The organism is Streptomyces sp. NPDC046303 (assembly GCF_055588085.1).
The window spans coordinates 1-18,865 of record NZ_JBVJFA010000013.1 but is presented as its reverse complement, the minus strand read 5'-3'; the positions used below and the strand labels follow the sequence as shown (position 1 = coordinate 18,865).

The 18,865-nt window shown below is 73.3% G+C and carries 15 protein-coding genes and 1 pseudogene; 12 read left to right on the top strand and 4 right to left on the bottom strand.

Going from position 1 to position 18,865, the window contains the following annotated elements; translation table 11 throughout:
- Positions 1-17: 17 nt before the first annotated feature.
- Positions 18-404: a hypothetical protein gene (locus ACZ6I1_RS15490; RefSeq protein ID WP_469287341.1), complete on the top strand. Its 387-nt coding sequence runs from the start codon at positions 18-20 to the stop codon at positions 402-404.
- A gap of 15 nt (positions 405-419) precedes the next feature.
- Here ACZ6I1_RS15490 and ACZ6I1_RS15485 read toward each other — a convergent pair whose 3' ends face one another.
- Positions 420-2,060, bottom strand: coding sequence for a CocE/NonD family hydrolase (locus ACZ6I1_RS15485; RefSeq protein WP_469287340.1), 1,641 nt, complete (start codon positions 2,058-2,060; stop codon positions 420-422).
- A 327-nt stretch (positions 2,061-2,387) separates the two neighbouring features.
- Here ACZ6I1_RS15485 and ACZ6I1_RS15480 point away from each other — a divergent pair, with 327 nt between their 5' ends.
- From ACZ6I1_RS15480 to ACZ6I1_RS15450, 7 genes are all read left to right on the top strand, one after another.
- Entirely contained in the window at positions 2,388-3,203 is an 816-nt protein-coding gene (locus ACZ6I1_RS15480) for a TIGR03084 family metal-binding protein (RefSeq protein ID WP_469287338.1), read from the top strand.
- 137 nt (positions 3,204-3,340) lie between these two features.
- Positions 3,341-5,053 carry an acyclic terpene utilization AtuA family protein gene (locus tag ACZ6I1_RS15475; RefSeq protein WP_469287631.1) on the top strand — a complete coding sequence of 571 codons (1,713 nt, stop codon included), beginning with the start codon at positions 3,341-3,343 and terminating at the stop codon, positions 5,051-5,053.
- Complete coding sequence (locus tag ACZ6I1_RS15470; RefSeq protein WP_469287336.1) at positions 5,050-6,648, top strand: acyl-CoA carboxylase subunit beta; 1,599 nt, start codon at positions 5,050-5,052, stop codon at positions 6,646-6,648. The genes ACZ6I1_RS15475 and ACZ6I1_RS15470 overlap by 4 nt, the downstream gene beginning before the upstream one ends.
- A gap of 8 nt (positions 6,649-6,656) precedes the next feature.
- A complete protein-coding gene (locus ACZ6I1_RS15465) occupies positions 6,657-8,630 on the top strand; it encodes an acetyl/propionyl/methylcrotonyl-CoA carboxylase subunit alpha (RefSeq protein ID WP_469287334.1) in 1,974 nt (657 codons plus the stop codon).
- Positions 8,627-9,790 carry an acyl-CoA dehydrogenase family protein gene (locus ACZ6I1_RS15460; protein WP_469287333.1) on the top strand — a complete coding sequence of 388 codons (1,164 nt, stop codon included), beginning with the start codon at positions 8,627-8,629 and terminating at the stop codon, positions 9,788-9,790. The genes ACZ6I1_RS15465 and ACZ6I1_RS15460 overlap by 4 nt, the downstream gene beginning before the upstream one ends.
- Positions 9,791-10,035: 245 nt before the next feature.
- On the top strand, positions 10,036-10,773 hold the full coding sequence (locus ACZ6I1_RS15455) for an enoyl-CoA hydratase family protein (protein ID WP_469287331.1): 738 nt from the start codon (positions 10,036-10,038) through the stop codon (positions 10,771-10,773).
- The gene (locus tag ACZ6I1_RS15450) at positions 10,761-11,378 is read left to right on the top strand and encodes a TetR/AcrR family transcriptional regulator (protein WP_469287329.1); all 618 of its coding nucleotides are present in this window, start codon (positions 10,761-10,763) and stop codon (positions 11,376-11,378) included. Before ACZ6I1_RS15455 ends, ACZ6I1_RS15450 begins: the two co-directional genes overlap by 13 nt.
- Positions 11,379-11,448: 70 nt before the next feature.
- Here ACZ6I1_RS15450 and ACZ6I1_RS15445 read toward each other — a convergent pair whose 3' ends face one another.
- A complete protein-coding gene (locus ACZ6I1_RS15445) occupies positions 11,449-12,555 on the bottom strand; it encodes a citrate synthase 2 (RefSeq protein ID WP_446592496.1) in 1,107 nt (368 codons plus the stop codon).
- Positions 12,556-12,755: 200 nt separating this feature from the next.
- Here ACZ6I1_RS15445 and pdxH point away from each other — a divergent pair, with 200 nt between their 5' ends.
- The gene (gene pdxH, locus ACZ6I1_RS15440; protein ID WP_469287327.1) at positions 12,756-13,418 is read left to right on the top strand and encodes a pyridoxamine 5'-phosphate oxidase; all 663 of its coding nucleotides are present in this window, start codon (positions 12,756-12,758) and stop codon (positions 13,416-13,418) included.
- Between the two features lie 354 nt (positions 13,419-13,772).
- Here pdxH and ACZ6I1_RS15435 read toward each other — a convergent pair.
- Positions 13,773-14,061 (bottom strand): annotated as a pseudogene (locus tag ACZ6I1_RS15435) (helix-turn-helix domain-containing protein); the annotation flags it as partial.
- Between the two features lie 188 nt (positions 14,062-14,249).
- Between ACZ6I1_RS15435 and ACZ6I1_RS15430 the strand changes: the two are divergent.
- Complete coding sequence (locus ACZ6I1_RS15430; protein WP_469287326.1) at positions 14,250-15,572, top strand: PAS domain-containing protein; 1,323 nt, start codon at positions 14,250-14,252, stop codon at positions 15,570-15,572.
- Between the two features lie 183 nt (positions 15,573-15,755).
- Here ACZ6I1_RS15430 and ACZ6I1_RS15425 read toward each other — a convergent pair whose 3' ends face one another.
- On the bottom strand, positions 15,756-16,511 hold the full coding sequence (locus tag ACZ6I1_RS15425; RefSeq protein ID WP_469287324.1) for an SIS domain-containing protein: 756 nt from the start codon (positions 16,509-16,511) through the stop codon (positions 15,756-15,758).
- 244 nt (positions 16,512-16,755) lie between these two features.
- Between ACZ6I1_RS15425 and ACZ6I1_RS15420 the strand changes: the two genes are divergently transcribed.
- Entirely contained in the window at positions 16,756-17,448 is a 693-nt protein-coding gene (locus ACZ6I1_RS15420; protein ID WP_469287323.1) for a metal-dependent transcriptional regulator, read from the top strand.
- Positions 17,449-17,835: 387 nt separating this feature from the next.
- Complete coding sequence (locus ACZ6I1_RS15415) at positions 17,836-18,738, top strand: alpha/beta fold hydrolase (RefSeq protein ID WP_469287322.1); 903 nt, start codon at positions 17,836-17,838, stop codon at positions 18,736-18,738.
- Positions 18,739-18,865: the final 127 nt, after the last annotated feature.

Here is an 18,865-nt window from a genome sequence, read left to right as displayed (position 1 = left end):
CCTGCAGAGGAGAGCCGATGTTCAGAACCGAGGACGAAGAGGTCTACCGGAAGGCGGCCGCGGATCTCGCACGGATGCAGGTGCCGGACCTGTCGGACCTCCCTGCGGAGCAGACCGCCGTCGCCATGCTCAGGGCCTTCGGCCGGAACGGGCCCCACGAGGACTGGCTGGAGGAGTTCCGTCGCCGCGTTCACGACGAAAGCGCCGGCCGCGTGATGCTCGTGACCGTCGACCGGAAGGAGGTTCCGCCGCCCCTGGTGAAGAGCCCCGCCGCTTCGTACCAGCGGCTGGTCGACCGTCAGGAAGAACGGGACCAGCTGCTGGTCATGGGCCCCTTCGAGCCGCCCTTTCAGTTCGCGGCGGCCGTCGAGGGCGACGACGCGCCCGGCGACCGCCCGTCCTGACCGGCCGCGGGCGGATCAGCCGAGCGGCAGGTCCAGGTACGAAGGCGTCGCCTCCGGTGAGGTGAAGGCCAGCGTCGCGCGCGGCAGGTTGGCGTCGCCGTAGAAGGGGTCGCGGGCGTCGATCACCAGCATCAGCCGGTTGCCGCGCGGGACGTCGTACGCCGTGGCCTGGAGCTCGATGTCCGCGCTGATCAGGCTGTCCGGCGGCGAGTCGAGGTCGGTGTACGGGGCGTGCGTGACGAGGTGCGCCGTGCCGTCGGGCGCCGTGTCGAGGAGGTACGCGACGAACGCGGAGCCCGGGTTGGGCGCCCGGTAGGTGACGCGCAGTTTCGCAGTGCCCCGCAGCCGGGTGGTCTCCTCCACCGGGGCCGAGGTCCACACGGCGGCGACGGACCGGTCGATCCCGGCCGTCGGGTAGGCCTTCGGCCGGCCGGCCATCTCCGCGTAGCCGGACAGGACCACCGCGTCGGCGACGGTCGCCGGGGTGTCCACCCCGCACAGCACGGTCGCCGTCCAGCCCGCCTCCGGAGCCTCGGCCAGGTCCCCGCTGCCCGCCAGGTGCAGCCGGTGGATGTGCTCGGTGAGGGAGGGCCAGGTCGGACGGGGTTCGAGGGTCTTGGTCCACATGACCTCGCTGAGCACCTGGCCCTCGTCGCCGATGCCGTTCCCGATGCCCCGCAGGTGGTGGTCGAACCAGCGGTGGGCGTCCGTCCAGATCCGGTTCGGCAGGCCGAACAGGCCCGACGACTCGGGGCCGGAGTGGTCGCCTATGGACAGCACCATCCGCTTGGGCCCGGTCAGTTCGTTGAACATCTTCAGCGTCTGGTTGGCCGGGAAGAGCGTCTCGTGCCAGGCGTGCGCGTAGAGGACCGGCACCTGGCGGCGGTTGAGCTCCTTGATGTACGTGACGGGCGAGCGCGGCTCCGCCCAGGCCAGGGTGCCCTGGATGTCGCGGTTGGCGAGGACGTTGTCGAAGACGCTCTGCGTCCGCCGGCTCAGCCGCGCCTTCGCGGCGGCGTCGAGCAGGGCCCGTACGGCCGCGACGTGGCGGGTGGAGTTCTCGTAGAAGGCCTCCCCGAGGTCGCCCCAGGTGCTCAGCGCGACCACGGCGTCGACGCGGGTGTCGTGCGCGGCGACCAGCTGGCTGATGCCCGAGCCGTAGGAGTCCCCGAGGAAGCCGATGCCCGCCACCGGGCCTGCGGTGCGCTCGATGAGGTGGTCCAGGGCCCGGCTGCCGTCGGCGACGTCGAGCGGGCCCGCCACCTCCACCTTGCCCTCGGAGCCCGGGAAGCCGCGGGCGGTGTAGGCGAGGACGTTGTAGCCGCGGGCCGCGAAGAGGGTGGCCTGGACGGCGTACACGAGCCAGCCCAGGCTGGTCCACGGCGAGGGCATCACGATCAGCGGGCGCGGCTGGTTCCCGTTGTGGCGCCAGAGCGCGGCGTCGAGCAGGTCCCCCTCGGCGCCGGTCACCTTGCCGCGCGTGAAGACGGCGACGGACCGGACCTCGGCGACCTCGGCGGCGCGGGCGGGGGGCAGGCCGGTGACGTCACCGAGCTCCAGGGCGGTGACGAAGGCGTTCAGGGCGTTCGCGTCGAGTTCGGGGTAGAGCGAGAAAGGGGTCGCGGAAGGCCGCGGGATGCGGGCGGCTGGAGTCACGTCAGTTCATCCTCTTCGTCGTCGTCTGCGTCGAGTGCATGAACGTGCTGCGCCCGCCCGGGCCCGGAGCGGAACGTCCAGTATCGACGGGACATCCGGTGACGTATCGCGAGTTTCCCGGTTACGGCCGGAATCGCCCCCCATGCGTCCCGCGGCCGTGCCGCCGGCGAACCGGCGCCGGCCAGGAAGCCTCCGCAACTCCCCTTCCTGGGCGGCTGGTTGGCACGGTGGCGGGAACGCGCCACCCGCCGAGAAAACCATGCAAGCATGCTTGATTGTTTTATTACGGGCTGCCAGTCTTCCCCTCACGCCGAGAGGGGAGCACCCGTGCCCGATCCGTCCGCCGCCGTCGATGCCACCGCTGCCGTATGCGCCGACCTGCGTGAGGAGGGACGGGAACTCGACGCCCTGGTAGGCGCCTTGCCCGCGCGCGACTGGGCCCGGCCCACCCCCGCGCCCGGCTGGAGCATCGCCCACCAGATCGCCCACCTGCACTGGACCGACCGGGCCGCCCTGCTCTCCCTCACCGACGCCCCCGCCTTCGGCCGCATGGTCGAGGAGGCCCTCAAGGCCCCCGAGTCCTTCGTCGACGAGGGAGCGGAGGAGGGCGCGCAGCTGCCGCCCGCCGAGCTGCTCGCCCGCTGGCGCTCCGGGCGCACCGACCTCGGCGAGGCCCTCGCCGCCGCCTCGCCCGCCACCCGCTTCCCCTGGTACGGCCCGCCGATGAAGGCCGCCTCGATGGCGAGCGCCCGGCTGATGGAGACCTGGGCGCACGGCCAGGACGTCGCCGACGCGCTCGGCGTGCGCCGCACCCCGACCGCACGGCTGCGGCACGTGGCCCGCATCGGCGTACGGGCCCGCGACTACGCCTACGCCGTACGCGCACTGCCCGCCCCCGCCGGGGAGTTCCGGGTCGAGCTGACCGCGCCCGACGGCTCCGGGCCATGGACGTACGGGCCCCCGGACGCCCCGCAGCGGATCACGGGACCGGCGCTCGACTTCTGCCTCCTGGTGACCCAGCGGGCGCACCGCGCCGACCTGGACCTGACGGCCACCGGAGCCGACGCGGACCGCTGGCTCGACATCGCGCAGGCCTTCGCGGGCCCGGCCGGCCCCGGCCGCGCTCCGGAGGGCTCCCGATGAGCCGCAGTCCGCGGAGTCCCGGTCCGCGGAGTCCCGGTCCGCGGAGTCCCGGTCCGCGGAGTCCCGGTCCCCGGCGGCCGCTGCGCATCGGCAACGCGTCCGGCTTCTACGGGGACCGCTTCGACGCCCTGCGCGAGATGCTGACCGGCGGCCCGCTGGACGTGGTGACCGGGGACTACCTGGCCGAGCTGACCATGCTCATCCTCGGCCGCGACCGCCTGAAGAACCCGGACCTCGGCTACGCGAAGACCTTCCTGCGCCAGCTCGAGGAAGGGCTCGGGCTCGCCCACGAGCGGGGCGTGCGGATCGTCGCGAACGCGGGCGGCCTCAACCCGGCCGGACTGGCCGGCGCGGTACGGGCCCTGGCGGCCGGGGCGGGGGTCCCCGTCACCGTCGCGCACGTCGAGGGCGACGACCTGATGCCCTACGGGGAAGGCGCACTGACCGCCAACGCCTACCTCGGGGGCGCGGGGATCACGGCGTGCCTGCGGGCGGGCGCGGACGTGGTCGTGACCGGCCGGGTCACGGACGCGGCGCTGGTCAGCGGCCCGGCGGCCTGGTGGTTCGACTGGGCGCCGGACGACTACGACCGGCTGGCGGGAGCGGTGGTCGCGGGCCACGTCCTGGAGTGCGGCACCCAGGCCACCGGCGGGAACTACGCCTTCTTCACCGCGCACGACGTCCGCCGCCCGGGCTTCCCGCTCGCGGAAATCTCCGAAGACGGCTCGGCGGTGATCACCAAGCACACGGGCACGGGCGGAGCCGTCACGCCCGGCACCGTCACCGCCCAACTGCTGTACGAGACCCAGGGCGCCCGCTACCTCGGCCCGGACGTGACGGCCCGCCTGGACACGGTCCGGCTGACCGAGGACGGCCCCGACCGCGTCCGCGTCTCGGGCGTTGTCGGCGAACCGCCGCCGGACACCCTCAAAGTGGGCGTCACGCGCATCGGCGGCTGGCGCAACGAGGTGGTCTTCGTCCTGACCGGACTGGACATCGAGGCGAAGGCGGAGCTGGTGCGGGCGCAGCTCGCCGAGGCCCTGGAAGGCGTGGCCGACGCCGCGTGGAGCCTCGCGCGCACCGACCACGAGGACGCCGCCACCGAGGAGACGGCCAGTGCGCTGCTGCGGCTGGTCGTCCGCGACGCGGCCGCGGACCGGGTGGGCCGGGAGCTGACCTCGGCGGCGATCGAGCTGGCCCTGGCCAGCTACCCGGGCTTCCACGTGACCTCCCCGCCGGGTCCGGCCCAGCCGTACGGGGTCTTCACCTCGGCCCTGGTCCCGGCGGATTCGGTCCTCCACGAAGCGGTCCTCCCGGACGGCACCCGCCTGCCGGTGCCGGCTGCGCGGAGCCTTTCCCCCACCCCGCCCCCGTACCCCCGCGCCCCAAAAGCCGGCGAGGCTGTGCTTTCAGCCCCTCCGGCGTTTGAGGAGCGGGGTCTGGGGCGGAGCCCCAGGTTCGGGAGCCCCGCAGGGACCACCACCCGGGCGCCCCTCGGCGCCGTGGCCGGGGCCCGCAGCGGCGACAAGGGCGGTGACGCCAACATCGGGGTCTGGGTGGAGTCCGACGCCGCCTGGCACTGGCTCGAGCACACCCTCACCGTCGGGCTGCTGCAGGAGCTGCTGCCCGAAGCACGGGCCCTGCCCGTGACCCGCCACCCGCTCCCGAACCTCCGCGCCCTGAACTTCACCCTCCCCGGAATCCTCGGCGACGGCGTCGCCTCCGGCCACCGCTTCGACCCCCAGGCCAAGGCCCTCGGCGAATGGCTCCGCGCCCGCCACCTCGACATCCCGACCCACCTGCTGTCCGAACGGCTGCCCGCCACATCCCCGGAGGGGACCGGCTCATGACCCGCCTCCGTACCACCGTCGACCCGCACGCCCCCGAGCACGCGCAGGCCCGTACCGCCGCACTGGAACGCCTCGCCGCGCTCGACGCCGAGCACGCCAAGGCCCTGTCCGGGGGCGGCGAGAAGTACACGGCCCGGCACAAGCAGCGCGGCAAGCTCCTGGCCCGCGAGCGCGTCGAACTGCTCCTCGACCCGGACACCCCGTTCCTGGAACTGTCCCCGCTGGCCGCCTGGGGCAGCGACTACCCCGTCGGCGCCTCCATGGTCACCGGCATCGGCACGGTCGAGGGCGTCCCGTGCCTGGTCACCGCCAACGACCCCACCGTCCGCGGCGGCGCCAGCAACCCCTGGACCCTGAAGAAGGCGCTCCGGGCCAACGAGATCGCCCGGCAGAACCGCCTGCCCGTCATCAGCCTCGTGGAGTCCGGCGGCGCCGACCTGCCCTCCCAGAAGGAGATCTTCATCCCGGGCGGCGCGATCTTCCGCGACCTCACCCGGCTCTCCGCCGAGGGGATCCCGACCGTCGCCGTCGTCTTCGGCAACTCCACCGCCGGAGGCGCGTACATCCCCGGGATGTCCGACCACACCATCATGATCAAGGACCGTTCCAAGGTGTTCCTCGGCGGTCCGCCGCTGGTCAAGATGGCCACCGGCGAGGAGAGCGACGACGAGTCCCTCGGCGGAGCGGACATGCACGCCCGCACCTCCGGCCTCGCCGACTACTACGCCCTTGACGAGCACGACGCGATCCGCCAGGCCCGCCGCGTCGTCGCCCGCCTCAACCACCGCCCGGCGCACGCCGAGCCCCCGCCGGCCGAGGAGCCGGCGTACGACCCCGAAGAGCTCCTCGGGATCGTCCCGCCCGACCTGAAGACGCCCTTCGACCCCCGCGAGGTCATCGCCCGCATCGTCGACGCCTCCGACTTCGACGAGTTCAAGCCCCTCTACGGCACCAGCCTCGTCACCGGCTGGGCCACCCTCCACGGCTACCCGGTCGGCATCCTCGCCAACGCCCAGGGCGTGCTGTTCAGCGCCGAGTCGCAGAAGGCCGCCCAGTTCATCCAGCTCGCCAACCAGCGCGACATCCCGCTGCTCTTCCTCCACAACACCACCGGCTACATGGTCGGCAAGGAGTACGAGCAGGGCGGCATCATCAAGCACGGCTCGATGATGATCAACGCGGTCTCCAACTCCCGCGTCCCCCACCTGTCCGTGCTCATCGGCGCCAGCTACGGCGCCGGCCACTACGGCATGTGCGGCCGCGCCTACGAACCGCGCTTCCTCTTCGCCTGGCCCAGCGCCAAATCCGCCGTCATGGGCCCCGCCCAGCTCGCGGGCGTCCTCTCGATCGTGTCCCGGCAGTCCGCCGCCGCGAAGGGCCTCCCGTACGACGAGGAACAGGACGCCGGAATGCGCGCCTTCGTCGAGGCGCAGATCGAATCCGAATCCCTGCCGATGTTCCTGTCCGGGCGGCTGTACGACGACGGGGTCATCGACCCGCGCGACACCCGTACCGTCCTCGGCCTGTGCCTGTCGGCCGTCCACAACGCCCCCGTCGAGGGCGCCCGCGGCGGCTTCGGCGTCTTCCGGATGTGAGCCCGCCCATGCCCCAGCAGCACACCCCCCAGCAGAGCACCCCCCAGCAGAGCACCCCCCAGCAGACGACCACCCCGATCGCCTCCCTGCTCGTCGCCAACCGGGGCGAGATCGCCGTGAGGATCTTCCGCACCGCCCGCGCCCTGGGCCTGTCCACCGTCGCGGTCCACTCCGACCCCGACGAGCACGCGCTGCACGTGCGCGACGCCGACGCGGCCGTACGCCTGCCCGGCGCGGCTCCCGCCGACACCTACCTGCGCGGCGACCTGATCATCAAGGCCGCGGTCGCCGCCGGGGCCGACGCCGTCCACCCGGGCTACGGCTTCCTCTCCGAGAACGCCGGCTTCGCCCGCGAGGTCCGGGCCGCAGGGCTGACCTGGATCGGTCCGCCGCCCGAGGCCATCGAGGCGATGGCCTCCAAGACCCGCGCCAAGGAGCTGATGCGCGCCGCCGGCGTCCCGCTCCTCGAACCCGTCGACCCGGCCGCCGCCACCGCCGCCGACCTGCCCCTGCTCCTCAAGGCCGCCGCCGGGGGCGGCGGCCGCGGAATGCGCGTGGTCCGCGACCTCGATGCCCTCCAGGAGGCCCTCGACGCGGCCCGCGCCGAGGCCCGCTCGGCCTTCGGCGACGGCGAGGTCTTCGCCGAGCCGTACGTGGAGCACGCCCGCCACGTCGAGGTGCAGATCCTCGCCGACGCCCACGGCACCGTGTGGGCGCTGGGCACCCGTGACTGCTCCCTCCAGCGGCGCCACCAGAAGGTCATCGAGGAGGCACCGGCCCCCGGCCTGCCCGAAAGCCTGCGCGAGAACCTCCACCAGGCCGCCGTCGCCGCCGCCCGCGCCGTCTCCTACCAGGGCGCCGGCACCGTCGAGTTCCTCGTCACCGCCGACGGACGCCCGTACTTCCTGGAGATGAACACCCGCCTCCAGGTCGAACACCCCGTCACCGAAGCCGTCTTCGGCCTCGACCTCGTCGCCCTCCAACTGCGCATCGCCGAGGGCACGGCCCTGCCCCCGACCCCGCCACCGGCCGCCGGCCACGCCGTCGAGGCCCGCCTCTACGCCGAGGACCCCGCCCAGGACTGGCGCCCCCAGACCGGCACCCTGCACACCCTCGAGGTCCCCGGGACGGTCCGCGTCGACACCGGCTTCGCCGACGGGGACGACGTAGGCATCCACTACGACCCCATGCTCGCCAAGGTCATCGCCCACGCCCCGACCCGCGCCGAGGCCGTACGCACCCTCGCCCACGCCCTGGCCGGAGCCCGCATCCACGGCGTCACCACCAACCGCGAACTCCTCGTACGCTCCCTGCGCCACCCGGATTTCACCGCCGGCCGGCTCGATACCGGCTTCTACGAGCGCCACCTCCCCGCCCTCACCGAAGGCGCCCCGGACGCCACCCTGGCCGCACTGGCCGCCGCCCTCGCCGAAGCCGCCCCCGCCCCGGACGCCCCCCTGGCCGCCCGGCTCGGCGGCTGGCGCAACGTCCGCTCCCAGCCCCAGACCCGCCGCTACACGGCGGCGGGAACCGCGTTTGAAGTGAGCTACCAGCCGGTGGACCACCCCGGAGTCCGCGTCCTGTCCGCCACCCCCACCCTCGTCACCCTCGAAGTCGAGGGAATCCGACGCCTGTTCCACGTGAAACAAAATTCGAACAAGCCGGAGGTCTACGTCGATTCGGCGCTCACCGGCAGCCACACCCTCACCCCCGTCCCCCGGTTCGCGGACCCCCAGGACCGCACCGAACCGGGCTCCCTCCTCGCCCCTATGCCCGGCACCGTCGTCCGCATCGCCGAGGGCCTCGCCCCCGGCGTCCCCGTCACCGCCGGGCAGCCCCTGCTCTGGCTGGAGGCCATGAAGATGGAGCACCGCATCCTCGCTCCCGCCTCCGGCACGCTCACCGCGCTCCACGCCGCCACGGGCCGGCAGGTCGAGTTCGGCGCCCTGCTCGCCGTAGTCCAGGAGGAAACGACGTCATGAGCTCCGCCACCATCGAAACGCCCGAGCACAAGGCCCTGCGCGCGGCGGTCGCCGCCCTGGGGCAGAAGTACGGCCGCGAGTACCTCGCCCGCGTCGCCCGCGAGGGCGGCCACCCCGACGAACTGTGGGCCAACGCCGCCAAGCTCGGCTACCTCGGCGTCAACCTGCCCGAGGAGTACGGCGGCGGAGGCGGCGGCATCGCCGAACTGTCCCTCGTCCTCGAGGAACTCGGCGCCGCCGGCTGCCCCCTCCTGATGATGGTGGTCTCACCCGCCATCTGCGGCACGGTCATCGCACGCTTCGGCACCGAGGCCCAGAAGCGGTCCTGGCTCCCCGGCCTCGCCGACGGCAGCCGCACCATGGCCTTCGGCATCACCGAACCCGACGCCGGATCCAACTCCCACCGCATCACCACCACGGCCCGCCGCGACGGCGACGACTGGATCCTCAGCGGCCGCAAGGTCTTCATCTCCGGCGTGGACATCGCCGACGCCACCCTCATCGTCGGCCGCACCGAAGACGCCCGCTCCGGCCGCCTCAAGCCCTGCCTGTTCATCGTCCCGCGAGACGCCCCCGGCTTCTCCCGCTCGGTGATCGACATGGAACTCCAAGCCGCGGAGAAGCAGTTCGAACTGACCCTGGACGACGTACGCCTGCCCCACTCCGCCCTCGTCGGCGACGAGGACGCGGGCCTGCTCCAGCTCTTCGCCGGCCTCAACCCCGAACGCATCATGACCGCCGCCTTCGCCATCGGCATGGGCCGCTACGCGCTCGCCAAAGCCGTCGACTACGCCAAGACCCGCCAGGTGTGGAAGGACCCCATCGGCGCCCACCAGGCCCTGGCCCACCCCCTCGCCGCGGCCCACATCGAACTGGAACTGGCCCGCCTGATGATGCAGAAGGCGGCCCACCTCTATGACGCGGGCGACGACATGGGCGCGGGCGAGGCCGCGAACATGGCGAAGTACGCCGCCGCGGAGGCCTGCGTCCGGGCCGTGGACCAGTCCGTCCACACCCTCGGCGGCAACGGCCTCACCCGCGAGTACGGACTGGCCTCCCTCATCACCGCCTCCCGCGTGGCCCGCATCGCCCCGGTCAGCCGCGAGATGATCCTCAACTTCGTCTCCCACCAAACCCTGGGCCTCCCCAAGTCGTACTGAAAGCCGGCCCGGACCTGGAAGCCGCCCAGGCCGGGGACGGGGTGGGGTGTTGTCCGGGACGTAAAACGTGATTTGTTGGCGCGTCGGCAAGCTGAGCCAACGCAGCCCGGGACAAGGCGCCATAAATCATGAGTCCCGGACAACACCCCACCCCGGCCCCGGCCCCACCCCGCCCCCGGCCAGGGACCGCATACGCTCCCCCCGACGGGGCCACGCCCCACCCCGCACACCCCTCCGGAGGAGACATGGCCCCACCCGTCCACACCGCGCGAGCGACCGGCATCACCACCCTCACGCTCGACTCCCCGGCCAACCGCAACGCCCTCTCCGCCGACCTCGTCGCAGAGCTCCGCGCCGCCCTCGCCCGGAGCGCGGCGGACCCGGAGACCCGCGCCATCCTCCTCACCCACACCGGCACCACCTTCTGCGCCGGGGCCGACCTCAAAGCCCCCTGCGCCCCGGCCGACTTCCTGGCCCTGCTCCGCGAGATCGCCGAACTGCCCAAGCCCGTCCTCGCCCGCGTCACCGGCCACGTCCGGGCCGGCGGCCTCGGCCTGCTCGGCGTCTGCGACATCACCGCCGCCGGGCCGCAGTCCTCGTACGCGTTCACCGAGACCCACCTGGGCCTGGCCCCCGCCGTGATCTCCATGCCGCTGCTCCCGCGCCTCGACCCGCGCGCGGCCGCCCGCTACTTCCTCACCGCCGAGGCCTTCGACGCCGCCGAAGCCACCCGCATCGGCCTGCTCACCCTCCACGCGGACGACGTCGACAAGGCCCTGGAACCCGTCCTCGCCGGCCTGCGCAAGGCCTCCCCCCAGGGCCTGGCCGCCACCAAGGCACTCACCGCCGCCGCCGTACGCGAGGCCCTGGACCGCGACGGCCCCCGCCTGAGCGGGCTCTCCGCGGAACTCTTCGCCTCCGCCGAGGCCCGCGAGGGCATCACCGCCCGCTTCGAGCGCCGGGACCCGTCGTGGGCACTGTGACCAGCCCGGCGGCCGGCGTGGCCGGCGCGGCCGGCCCCAAGCAGGCCCGCAGCCGCGTCACCCGCCGCCACCTCCTCGAGGCGGCCGTCTCCTGCCTGGCGGAACACGGCTGGGCGGGCTCCACCGTCGCCGTCGTCGCCGAACGGGCCGGCGTCTCCCGCGGCGCGGCCCAGCACCACTTCCGCACCCGCGAGGACCTGTTCACCGCCGCCGTCGAGTACGTCGCCGAGGAGCGCTCCACCGCGCTGCGCGAGCTCTTCCACGCCGGGCCGGCCGCCCGCCCCGCCGTGGTCGAGGCGCTCGTCGACCTGTACACCGGCGTCCTGTTCCGGGCCGCGCTCCAGCTCTGGGTGGCCGCGTCCAACGAGGAGCAGCTGCGCCCCCGGGTCACCGAACTGGAGGCCCGCGTCGGCCGGGAGACCCACCGCATCGCCGTGGAACTGCTGGGCGCGGACGAGTCCGTCCCGGGCGTACGCGAGACCGTGCAGGGCCTCCTGGACATGGCCCGAGGCCTCGGCCTGGCCAACGTCCTGACCGACGACACGGCCCGCCGCGACCGCGTGGTCGCCCAGTGGGCCCGCATCCTGGACGCGACCCTGGGCTGAGCCCGGCAGCGCGAGGGCGCCGCACCCCGCCACGGGGGTACGGCGCCCTTCACCGTTGCCGGCGTGCCGGTCAGGCCGTCTCGGCGATGTCGGCGTACCCCTCGATGTCCCGCGGGTCACGCCGCCCCGGCCCGATGTAGCGGGCCGACGGGCGCACCAGGCGGCCCGTGCGCTTCTGCTCCAGGATGTGCGCCGACCAGCCGGCGGTACGGGCGCAGCTGAACATGGAGGTGAACATGTGCGCCGGGACCTCCGCGAAGTCCAGCATGATCGCGGCCCAGAACTCCACGTTGGTCGCCAGCACCCGGTCGGGACGGCGTGCGTGCAGCTCCTCCAGCGCGGCCTTCTCCAGCGCGGCGGCCACCTCGTAGCGCGGCGCGTCCAGCTCCTTGGCCGTGCGCCGCAGCACGCGCGCACGCGGGTCCTCGGCGCGGTAGACGCGGTGCCCGAAGCCCATCAGGCGCTCGCCCTTGTCCAGGGCCTTCTTCACGTACGCCACGGCGTCGCCGGTGCGCTCGATCTCCTCGATCATGCCGAGCACGCGGGAGGGCGCCCCGCCGTGCAGCGGCCCGGACATGGCGCCGACGGCACCCGACAGGGCCGCCGCCACGTCCGCGCCGGTGGAGGCGATGACGCGCGCGGTGAAGGTGGACGCGTTCATCCCGTGCTCGGCGGCCGAGGTCCAGTACGCGTCGACGGCCTTGACGTGCTTCGGGTCCGGCTCGCCCCGCCAGCGGATCATGAACCGCTCGACGACGGACTCGGCCTTGTCGATCTCCCGCTGCGGGACCATGGGCAGGCCCTGGCCGCGAGCGGACTGGGCGACGTACGACAGGGCCATGACGGCCGCGCGCGCGAGGTCGTCGCGGGCGGTCTGCTCGTCGATGTCCAGGAGCGGTTTCAGGCCCCACACGGGGGCGAGCATGGCGAGCGCGGACTGCACGTCGACCCGGATGTCACCGGAGTGGACCGGGATCGGGAAGGGCTCGGCGGCGGGCAGCCCGGGGTTGAACGCACCGTCGACCAGCAGGCCCCACACGTTCCCGAAGGAGACGTGCCCGACCAGGTCCTCGATGTCGACCCCGCGGTAGCGGAGCGCACCGCCTTCCTTGTCGGGTTCGGCGATCTCCGTCTCGAACGCGACGACCCCTTCGAGCCCGGGTACGAAATCGGACATCAGGCGGCTCCTCAGATAGTGCGAACACGCGCGGCTCCCGGCGTGATTCGCGGTCCGGCGCGGTCATCCCCGTTGATGCCCGGCTCGGCCGATGGTCATCCGTGCGGGGACCCTCGGACCGGCCCCAAGATTTTGTCCGTTCCGGATGGACTGGGGAAGCGTGACATACGGCACACCCCCGGCCGCCGTGCTGCGGCAGGATGACCGGCGTGACCCATCAGGACCTTGATCCCGCCCTCATGCGCAGGCAGTACCGCTCCGAGATCGTGCCCGAGGAGAGCCTCGCCGACGATCCCATGGACCAGTTCGCGCGATGGTTCCAGCAGGCCGCCGTCGCCCACGTCTTCGAACCCAACGCGATGATCGTCTCGACCGCCACCGCCGACGGGCGCCCGAGCTCCCGCACCGTGCTGCTGAAGCAGTTCGACGAGCGGGGGTTCGTCTTCTACACGAACTACGGCTCGCGCAAGGGCCGTGAACTCGCCGAGAACCCGAACGTCGCCCTGCTGTTCCCCTGGCACCCCATCGCCCGCCAGGTCATGGTCGGCGGCACGGCCGTGCGGGTCGGCCGCGACGAGACGGCGGCGTACTTCCGCTCCCGCCCGCACGGCTCGCAGCTGGGCGCCTGGGCGAGCGACCAGTCCCGGGTGATCGCCTCCCGCGCCGAGCTGGACCGCCGTTACGCGGAGCTGGAGCAGCGCTACCCGGAGGGCGAGCAGGTGCCGGTGCCGCCGGAGTGGGGCGGTTACCGGGTCGTCCCGCACGAGATGGAGTTCTGGCAGGGGCACGAGAACCGCCTCCACGACCGCCTGCGGTACGTCCGCGACGCGGAGAAGTGGCACATCGAGCGCCTCTGCCCGTAGCCGTGCGGTCCCGGGAAGGGCCGCGGCCAAGGCCGGGCAGGCAGGCTCTGAAAACGCAGACGACCCGCGGGCTCGGGATTCTCTCCTGCAGTGAGAGAAGCCGGCCGGACGTACCGGCGAGCCCGCGGATCGGGTGACTGCTTGGGATTGGCGCCTGGCGTTCCCGCCGGGCACCGCACTGGGTGCGTGCGACGACGGGCGCTTTAGCCCGCAGCCACCTCACGCGTCCGGTTTCCGTACATTTCGGGAACCACCTCCCTTCTCGTGTACGTCAGAGCCTAGGAGCCTGTCCCGGAGGCCACAAGCGAATATTTTCGTGACCGGCTGACGAGGTCGTTCGTGCTTCGGGTTGATGTCGCAGAGAAGGGACACGAACCAGCGCCCTGCGCTGTCGCGGGAGACTGTGACCGTGGTCGGCTCCACACCTGCCGGCAGCGCACGCGACCACCCGACGTCCAACGGCTCAGCCATCTTGGCCAGCGTGAGCCGCCCGTTCCTGACGCGCCCAGGCCTCACTGCGGGTCGCGAGAGCGAGGTTGTAGACCTTCCGCACGCACCCGAACGTCCGTGACAGCTCAGCTGCCTGCACGCCGGTCGGATGGAAGCGGTACTTGGACGCCCGCTTCACGGAAGTTGCCTCCATGCCCCGGACGCTAGGGTCGGTCAGGATCCGAACACAAGTCCAGGTCAGAGCATTGCGGACCGGCGCACTGCCGCCGCGTGGCTCCGCGCCGGATGTGTTGTGCCGACCGGCCGAAACCCGGGTGTGCACGTGGGGAAACTGGGATGATGTGACGTGCCGCACACGCGAACACCTGCTGGGGGTGCCAGGTGACTGCTTCCGGACGTGACGAGACCACCGACGACGATCTGCTCGCAGCGCTGCTGGACGGGATGGACGCCGCCTTGTGCGCGTTCGACTCCGACGGCGTGATCACCCACTGGAACCGCGAGGCCGAGCGGCTCCTGGGCTGGTCCGCCGCCGAGGCCGTGGGCCGCAAGGGCTTCGAGGGCTGGGCGGTCCGGCCCGCCGACGCACAGGACGTGCACGACCGGCTCATGGCCGCCCAGGACGTGCCCGGCCGGCAGGTGCACGAGTTCGCGCTGCTGACCAAGGACGGCGGTCGCATCCTGGTCCGCACCCAGTCCGCCGGGGTGCCGGGCGCGGACGGGAAACCGGCCGGGGTGTACTGCGCCTTCAGCGAGGTCCACGCGCAGATCGACCTGGAGCGGTCCATCGCGCTGAGCGAGGCCCTGCTGGAGGACGCCGCGTGGGGCGTCGTCCTCGTCGACGTCGACTTGCGGCCCGCCGTGGTCAACGCGCACGCCGCACGGGTCCTGGGGGCCGGGCGCACCGCGCTGCTGGGCCGTCCGCTCGGGGACCTGCTCGTACAGGGCGTCGAGGAGCTGGAGGGCGCCCTGCAGCACGTGCTCGCCGAGGGGGCGCCGCCCGCCCCGGTGGAGCTGTGGGTGTCGGTGCGGACGGCGGAGGGGGTGCGGCGGCGGTGTCTGCGCTGCGGGTTCCTGAGGCTGGCCTCACCGCTCGCGGAGGAGCCGGTGCCGCTCGGCGTCGGCTGGCTGTTCCAGGACGTCACCGAGGCCCGGCAGACGCAGCTGGACACCGCGCAGCTGCGGTTCCGCTCGCACCAGCTGCACCGTGCGGGCCGGGCCGCCGCCGAGTGCGAGGACCCGGCGGAGGCGGCGGCCGTACGCCTGGACTTCGCGCTCGCGGGCTTCGCCGAGCACGCGCTGCTGGACGTACTGGACCCCTCGGCCGGTCCCGAGCGGCGCCGGCTCGTACGCTCCGCCGTCTCGCCGCCCGCGCTGCCGGGGCCCGGGGCGATCCCCGTACGGTACGAGGCCGGGCATCCGGCTCTCCAGGCGCTGGACCGGATCGGCTCGGTGCGCACGAGCGCTCCGCGCGGGGCGGCGGACCCGGAGTGGGCGCGGGCCCGGCACTGGCCCGAGGGCGCGGCGCACGTGCTGTGCACGGTCCTGCGCAGCCGGGGGCGGACCCTGGGCGCCGTGACGTTCGTACGCGGACCCTCGCGGGCCGCCTTCGAGGGGCCGGACGCGGCGTACGCGGAGGAGGTCGCGGGCCGCATCGCCGCCGATCTGGACCTGGCGGCGCGGACGGAGGCCCGCCGCCCCTGACGTGCGGGGCCGCCGGGGGCTAGGGGGTGTCTGACGGAGGTCCGTGGTGAAGGAGCGGTGTCCGGTGCGTGCTCTCGGCGTGCCGGCCGGATGCCCGCGTACTGGACGTACTCGGGCTTTCGGCCGGTGCGGCGAGAGTGCGTGCCGGGCATCGCGACGCCACGGACCTCCGTCAGACACCCCCTAGTGGCGGAAGAAGATCCGGTCGCCGTACTCCCGCATCACGCGGCCGTTCCACTCGTGGCCGCCGTCGACGTTGCCCGAGCGCAGCAGCGGCGGCTCGATCCCGCGGCCCGCGAGCTCGCCGGCCGCCGCGGCCATGACCGCCTGCATGATCGCGCAGGTCACGACGGTGGAGGCGGGAGCGAAGGGCGCGTCGATGCCGTCGAGGCTCAGCTCGGCGTCACCGACCGCGATCTTGCTGTCGAGGACGACGTCGCAGTGGTCCTTCAGGAAGGTGCCGGAGACGTGCCGCGACTTGGTGCCGGTCGCGTACGCCACCGAGGTCACGCCGATCACCTTGAGGCCGAGGGCCCGGGCGTTCATCGCCATCTCGACCGGCAGGGCGTTGCGCCCGGAGAGGGAGATGATCACGAGGACGTCGCCCTCGGAGGCGGGGCTGCTGTCCAGGACGGCGCCGGCGAGGCCGTCGACCCGCTCCAGCGCGCTGCCCAGCGTCGCGGGCATGACGTCGACGCCGGCGGTGCCCGGTACGGCGAGGAAGTTCATCAGGGCCAGTCCGCCGGCCCGGTAGACCACGTCCTGGGCGGGCAGCGAGGAGTGCCCGGCACCGAAGGCGAAGAGCCGGTTGCCGCCGGCCACGGCGTCGGCGACGAGGGTGCCGGCCTCGGCGATCCGCGCGGCCTCCTCGTCCCGCACCCGCTCCAGCAGGCCGATGGCGGCGTCGAAGAACTGACCGGCCAGCTTGCTCTCGCTCATACGCCGATGGCCTTCCGGGGTCGGGATGGGGTGGCGGGTGGGTCCGTGTCCGCCGCTCACCGTGCGGTCTGGACCAAGGGCGTGTCAATACGGACGTCAATTCCGGGGAGGATCTCCGTCTTCGGCGCGCACGCCCCGTCGGGGAGATGTCCAGGAGAGGGCTTGACGCTCGGTACGGGACGGTTGTCCGCCTGATGCGTCAGAATTGGGGGCAGGGCCAGCGCACGCAATCCGAGGGGCACGAATGTCCGGACTGATCGACACCACGGAGATGTATCTCCGCACCATCCTTGAGCTGGAAGAGGAAGGTGTGGTCCCCATGCGCGCCCGTATCGCCGAACGGCTCGACCAGAGCGGTCCGACGGTGAGCCAGACGGTGGCGCGGATGGAGCGGGACGGCCTGGTGGCCGTCGCCAGCGACCGGCACCTGGAACTGACGGAGGAGGGGCGGCGGCTGGCGACGCGCGTGATGCGCAAGCACCGGCTCGCCGAGTGCCTCCTCGTCGACGTCATCGGCCTGGAGTGGGAGCAGGTGCACGCCGAGGCCTGCCGCTGGGAGCACGTGATGAGCGAGGCGGTGGAGCGGCGTGTGCTGGAGCTGCTGCGCCACCCGACCGAGTCGCCGTACGGGAACCCGATCCCGGGGCTGGAGGAGCTGGGGGAGAAGGCCGAGGCGGACCCGTTCCTGGAGGACGGCATGGTCAGCCTCAACGAGCTGGACCCGGGTGTCGACGGCAAGACCGTGGTCGTGCGGCGGATCGGGGAGCCGATCCAGACGGACGCCCAGCTGATGTACACGCTGCGGCGGGCGGGTGTGCAGCCCGGCTCGGTGGTCAGCGTGACCGAGTCCCCGGGCGGGGTGCTGGTCGGCAGCGGCGGCGAGGCCGCCGAGCTGGACTCGGAGGTCGCCTCGCACGTGTTCGTGGCGAAGCGCTGACGCCTGGGCGTGAATCCCGGCAGGATCCCGACCGCCCGGGCGATCGGTGATGTAGTCCTGGTCGTGAGTGCAGAGACGTTCGTGCGGACGATGTTCGTGGTGTAGAGGTTCGAGCTGTGGTCGACTGCCGTGTGGATGTGGGCGGTCCCGGCGCCTTGCGGCGCCGGGACCGGTCCTCCCCTGGTGACCTGGAGCCTCGAGCTCTCAAGGTCGTCCCCTTCGGACCGTCTTCCCCGAGCGGCCCGCCTCCCTGGTGAAAGGATCTCCATCGGCAGCGGCGGCCAATCCTTGAGCAAGGTCACTCGAAAGAGCGGTGTTGTCGGCGAGACGCCCGTTTTCGAATACGGGTTCGATAGTCTGGCCGGGAGCGAAGGGGGTGCATCTGCGGTGGTACAGCGCATCGATGTGACAGGGGCCGACGGCGTGCGCCTGGCCGCCTGGGAATTCCGCGAGGCGGACCCCGAGGCCGAGGCCGGGAGCCGGCCGGCCGCGCCCGACCCGCGCCCCGCGGTGCTCTTACTCCACGGGCTGATGGGCCGCGCCTTCCACTGGTCCGGCACCGCCCGCTGGCTCGGCGAGCACCGCCGCGTCATCGCCCTCGACCAGCGCGGCCACGGCCAGAGCGACCGGCCGCCGCACGGCCCCGCCCTCCACACGGCCCTGGGCCGCGAGGCGTTCGTGGCCGACGCGGAGGCCGTCGTCGAGCAGCTCGGCCTCGCCCCCGTGACCCTGATCGGCCACTCCATGGGCGCCCTCACCGCCTGGCAGCTCGCGGCCAGGCGCCCCGACCTGGTCGAAGCCGTGGTCATCTGCGACATGCGCGCCTCCGCCCTCGGCGAAGCCTCGCAGCAGGACTGGGCGGACTGGTTCCACCGCTGGCCGCTGCCCTTCCCCACCCAGGACGCCGCCCGCCGCTGGTTCGGCGAGGACGACCCCCGCGTGGAGCGCCCCGACCCCGGCCGCGGCGCCTTCTTCGCCGAGGTCATGCACGAGGCCCCGGACGGCTGGCGCCCGATCTTCTCCCGCCGCCAGATGCTGACGGCCCGCGAGACGTGGGTGCACGACGCCCACTGGGAGGAACTGGCGCAGGTCCGCTGCCCCACCCTGGTCGTCCGCGGCCTGGACGGCGAACTCGGCCGCGCCGAAGCCCAGGAGATGGTCCGCGTCCTCCCGGCCGGCCAGTACGCCGAAGTCCCCGACGCCGGCCACTACCTCCACTACGACCAGCCGGCCGCCCTGCGGGCGGCCCTGGAGCCCTTCCTGGACGACATCAAGACCTCCCACATCTGACGACGACCCGCCCCCCCACGCACGGGGGCGGGGGGGGGGGGGGGGGGGGGGGGGGGGGGGGGGGGGGGGGGGGGGGGGGGGGGTGCGGGGGGGGGGGGGGGGGGGGGGGGGGTGGGGGGGGGGGGGA

Bases quoted from the DNA above. Each gene is read 5' to 3' on its own strand.
- ACZ6I1_RS15420 (WP_469287323.1), top strand. From the start codon at position 16,756: ATGTCCGGACTGATCGACACCACGGAGATGTATCTCCGCACCATCCTT.
- ACZ6I1_RS15445 (WP_446592496.1), bottom strand. From the start codon at position 12,555: ATGTCCGATTTCGTACCCGGGCTCGAAGGGGTCGTCGCGTTCGAGACG.
- ACZ6I1_RS15460 (WP_469287333.1), top strand. From the start codon at position 8,627: ATGAGCTCCGCCACCATCGAAACGCCCGAGCACAAGGCCCTGCGCGCG.
- ACZ6I1_RS15490 (WP_469287341.1), top strand. From the start codon at position 18: ATGTTCAGAACCGAGGACGAAGAGGTCTACCGGAAGGCGGCCGCGGAT.
- ACZ6I1_RS15465 (WP_469287334.1), top strand. From the start codon at position 6,657: ATGCCCCAGCAGCACACCCCCCAGCAGAGCACCCCCCAGCAGAGCACC.
- ACZ6I1_RS15455 (WP_469287331.1), top strand. From the start codon at position 10,036: ATGGCCCCACCCGTCCACACCGCGCGAGCGACCGGCATCACCACCCTC.
- ACZ6I1_RS15470 (WP_469287336.1), top strand. From the start codon at position 5,050: ATGACCCGCCTCCGTACCACCGTCGACCCGCACGCCCCCGAGCACGCG.
- ACZ6I1_RS15475 (WP_469287631.1), top strand. From the start codon at position 3,341: ATGCTGACCGGCGGCCCGCTGGACGTGGTGACCGGGGACTACCTGGCC.
- ACZ6I1_RS15425 (WP_469287324.1), bottom strand. From the start codon at position 16,511: ATGAGCGAGAGCAAGCTGGCCGGTCAGTTCTTCGACGCCGCCATCGGC.
- pdxH (WP_469287327.1), top strand. From the start codon at position 12,756: ATGACCGGCGTGACCCATCAGGACCTTGATCCCGCCCTCATGCGCAGG.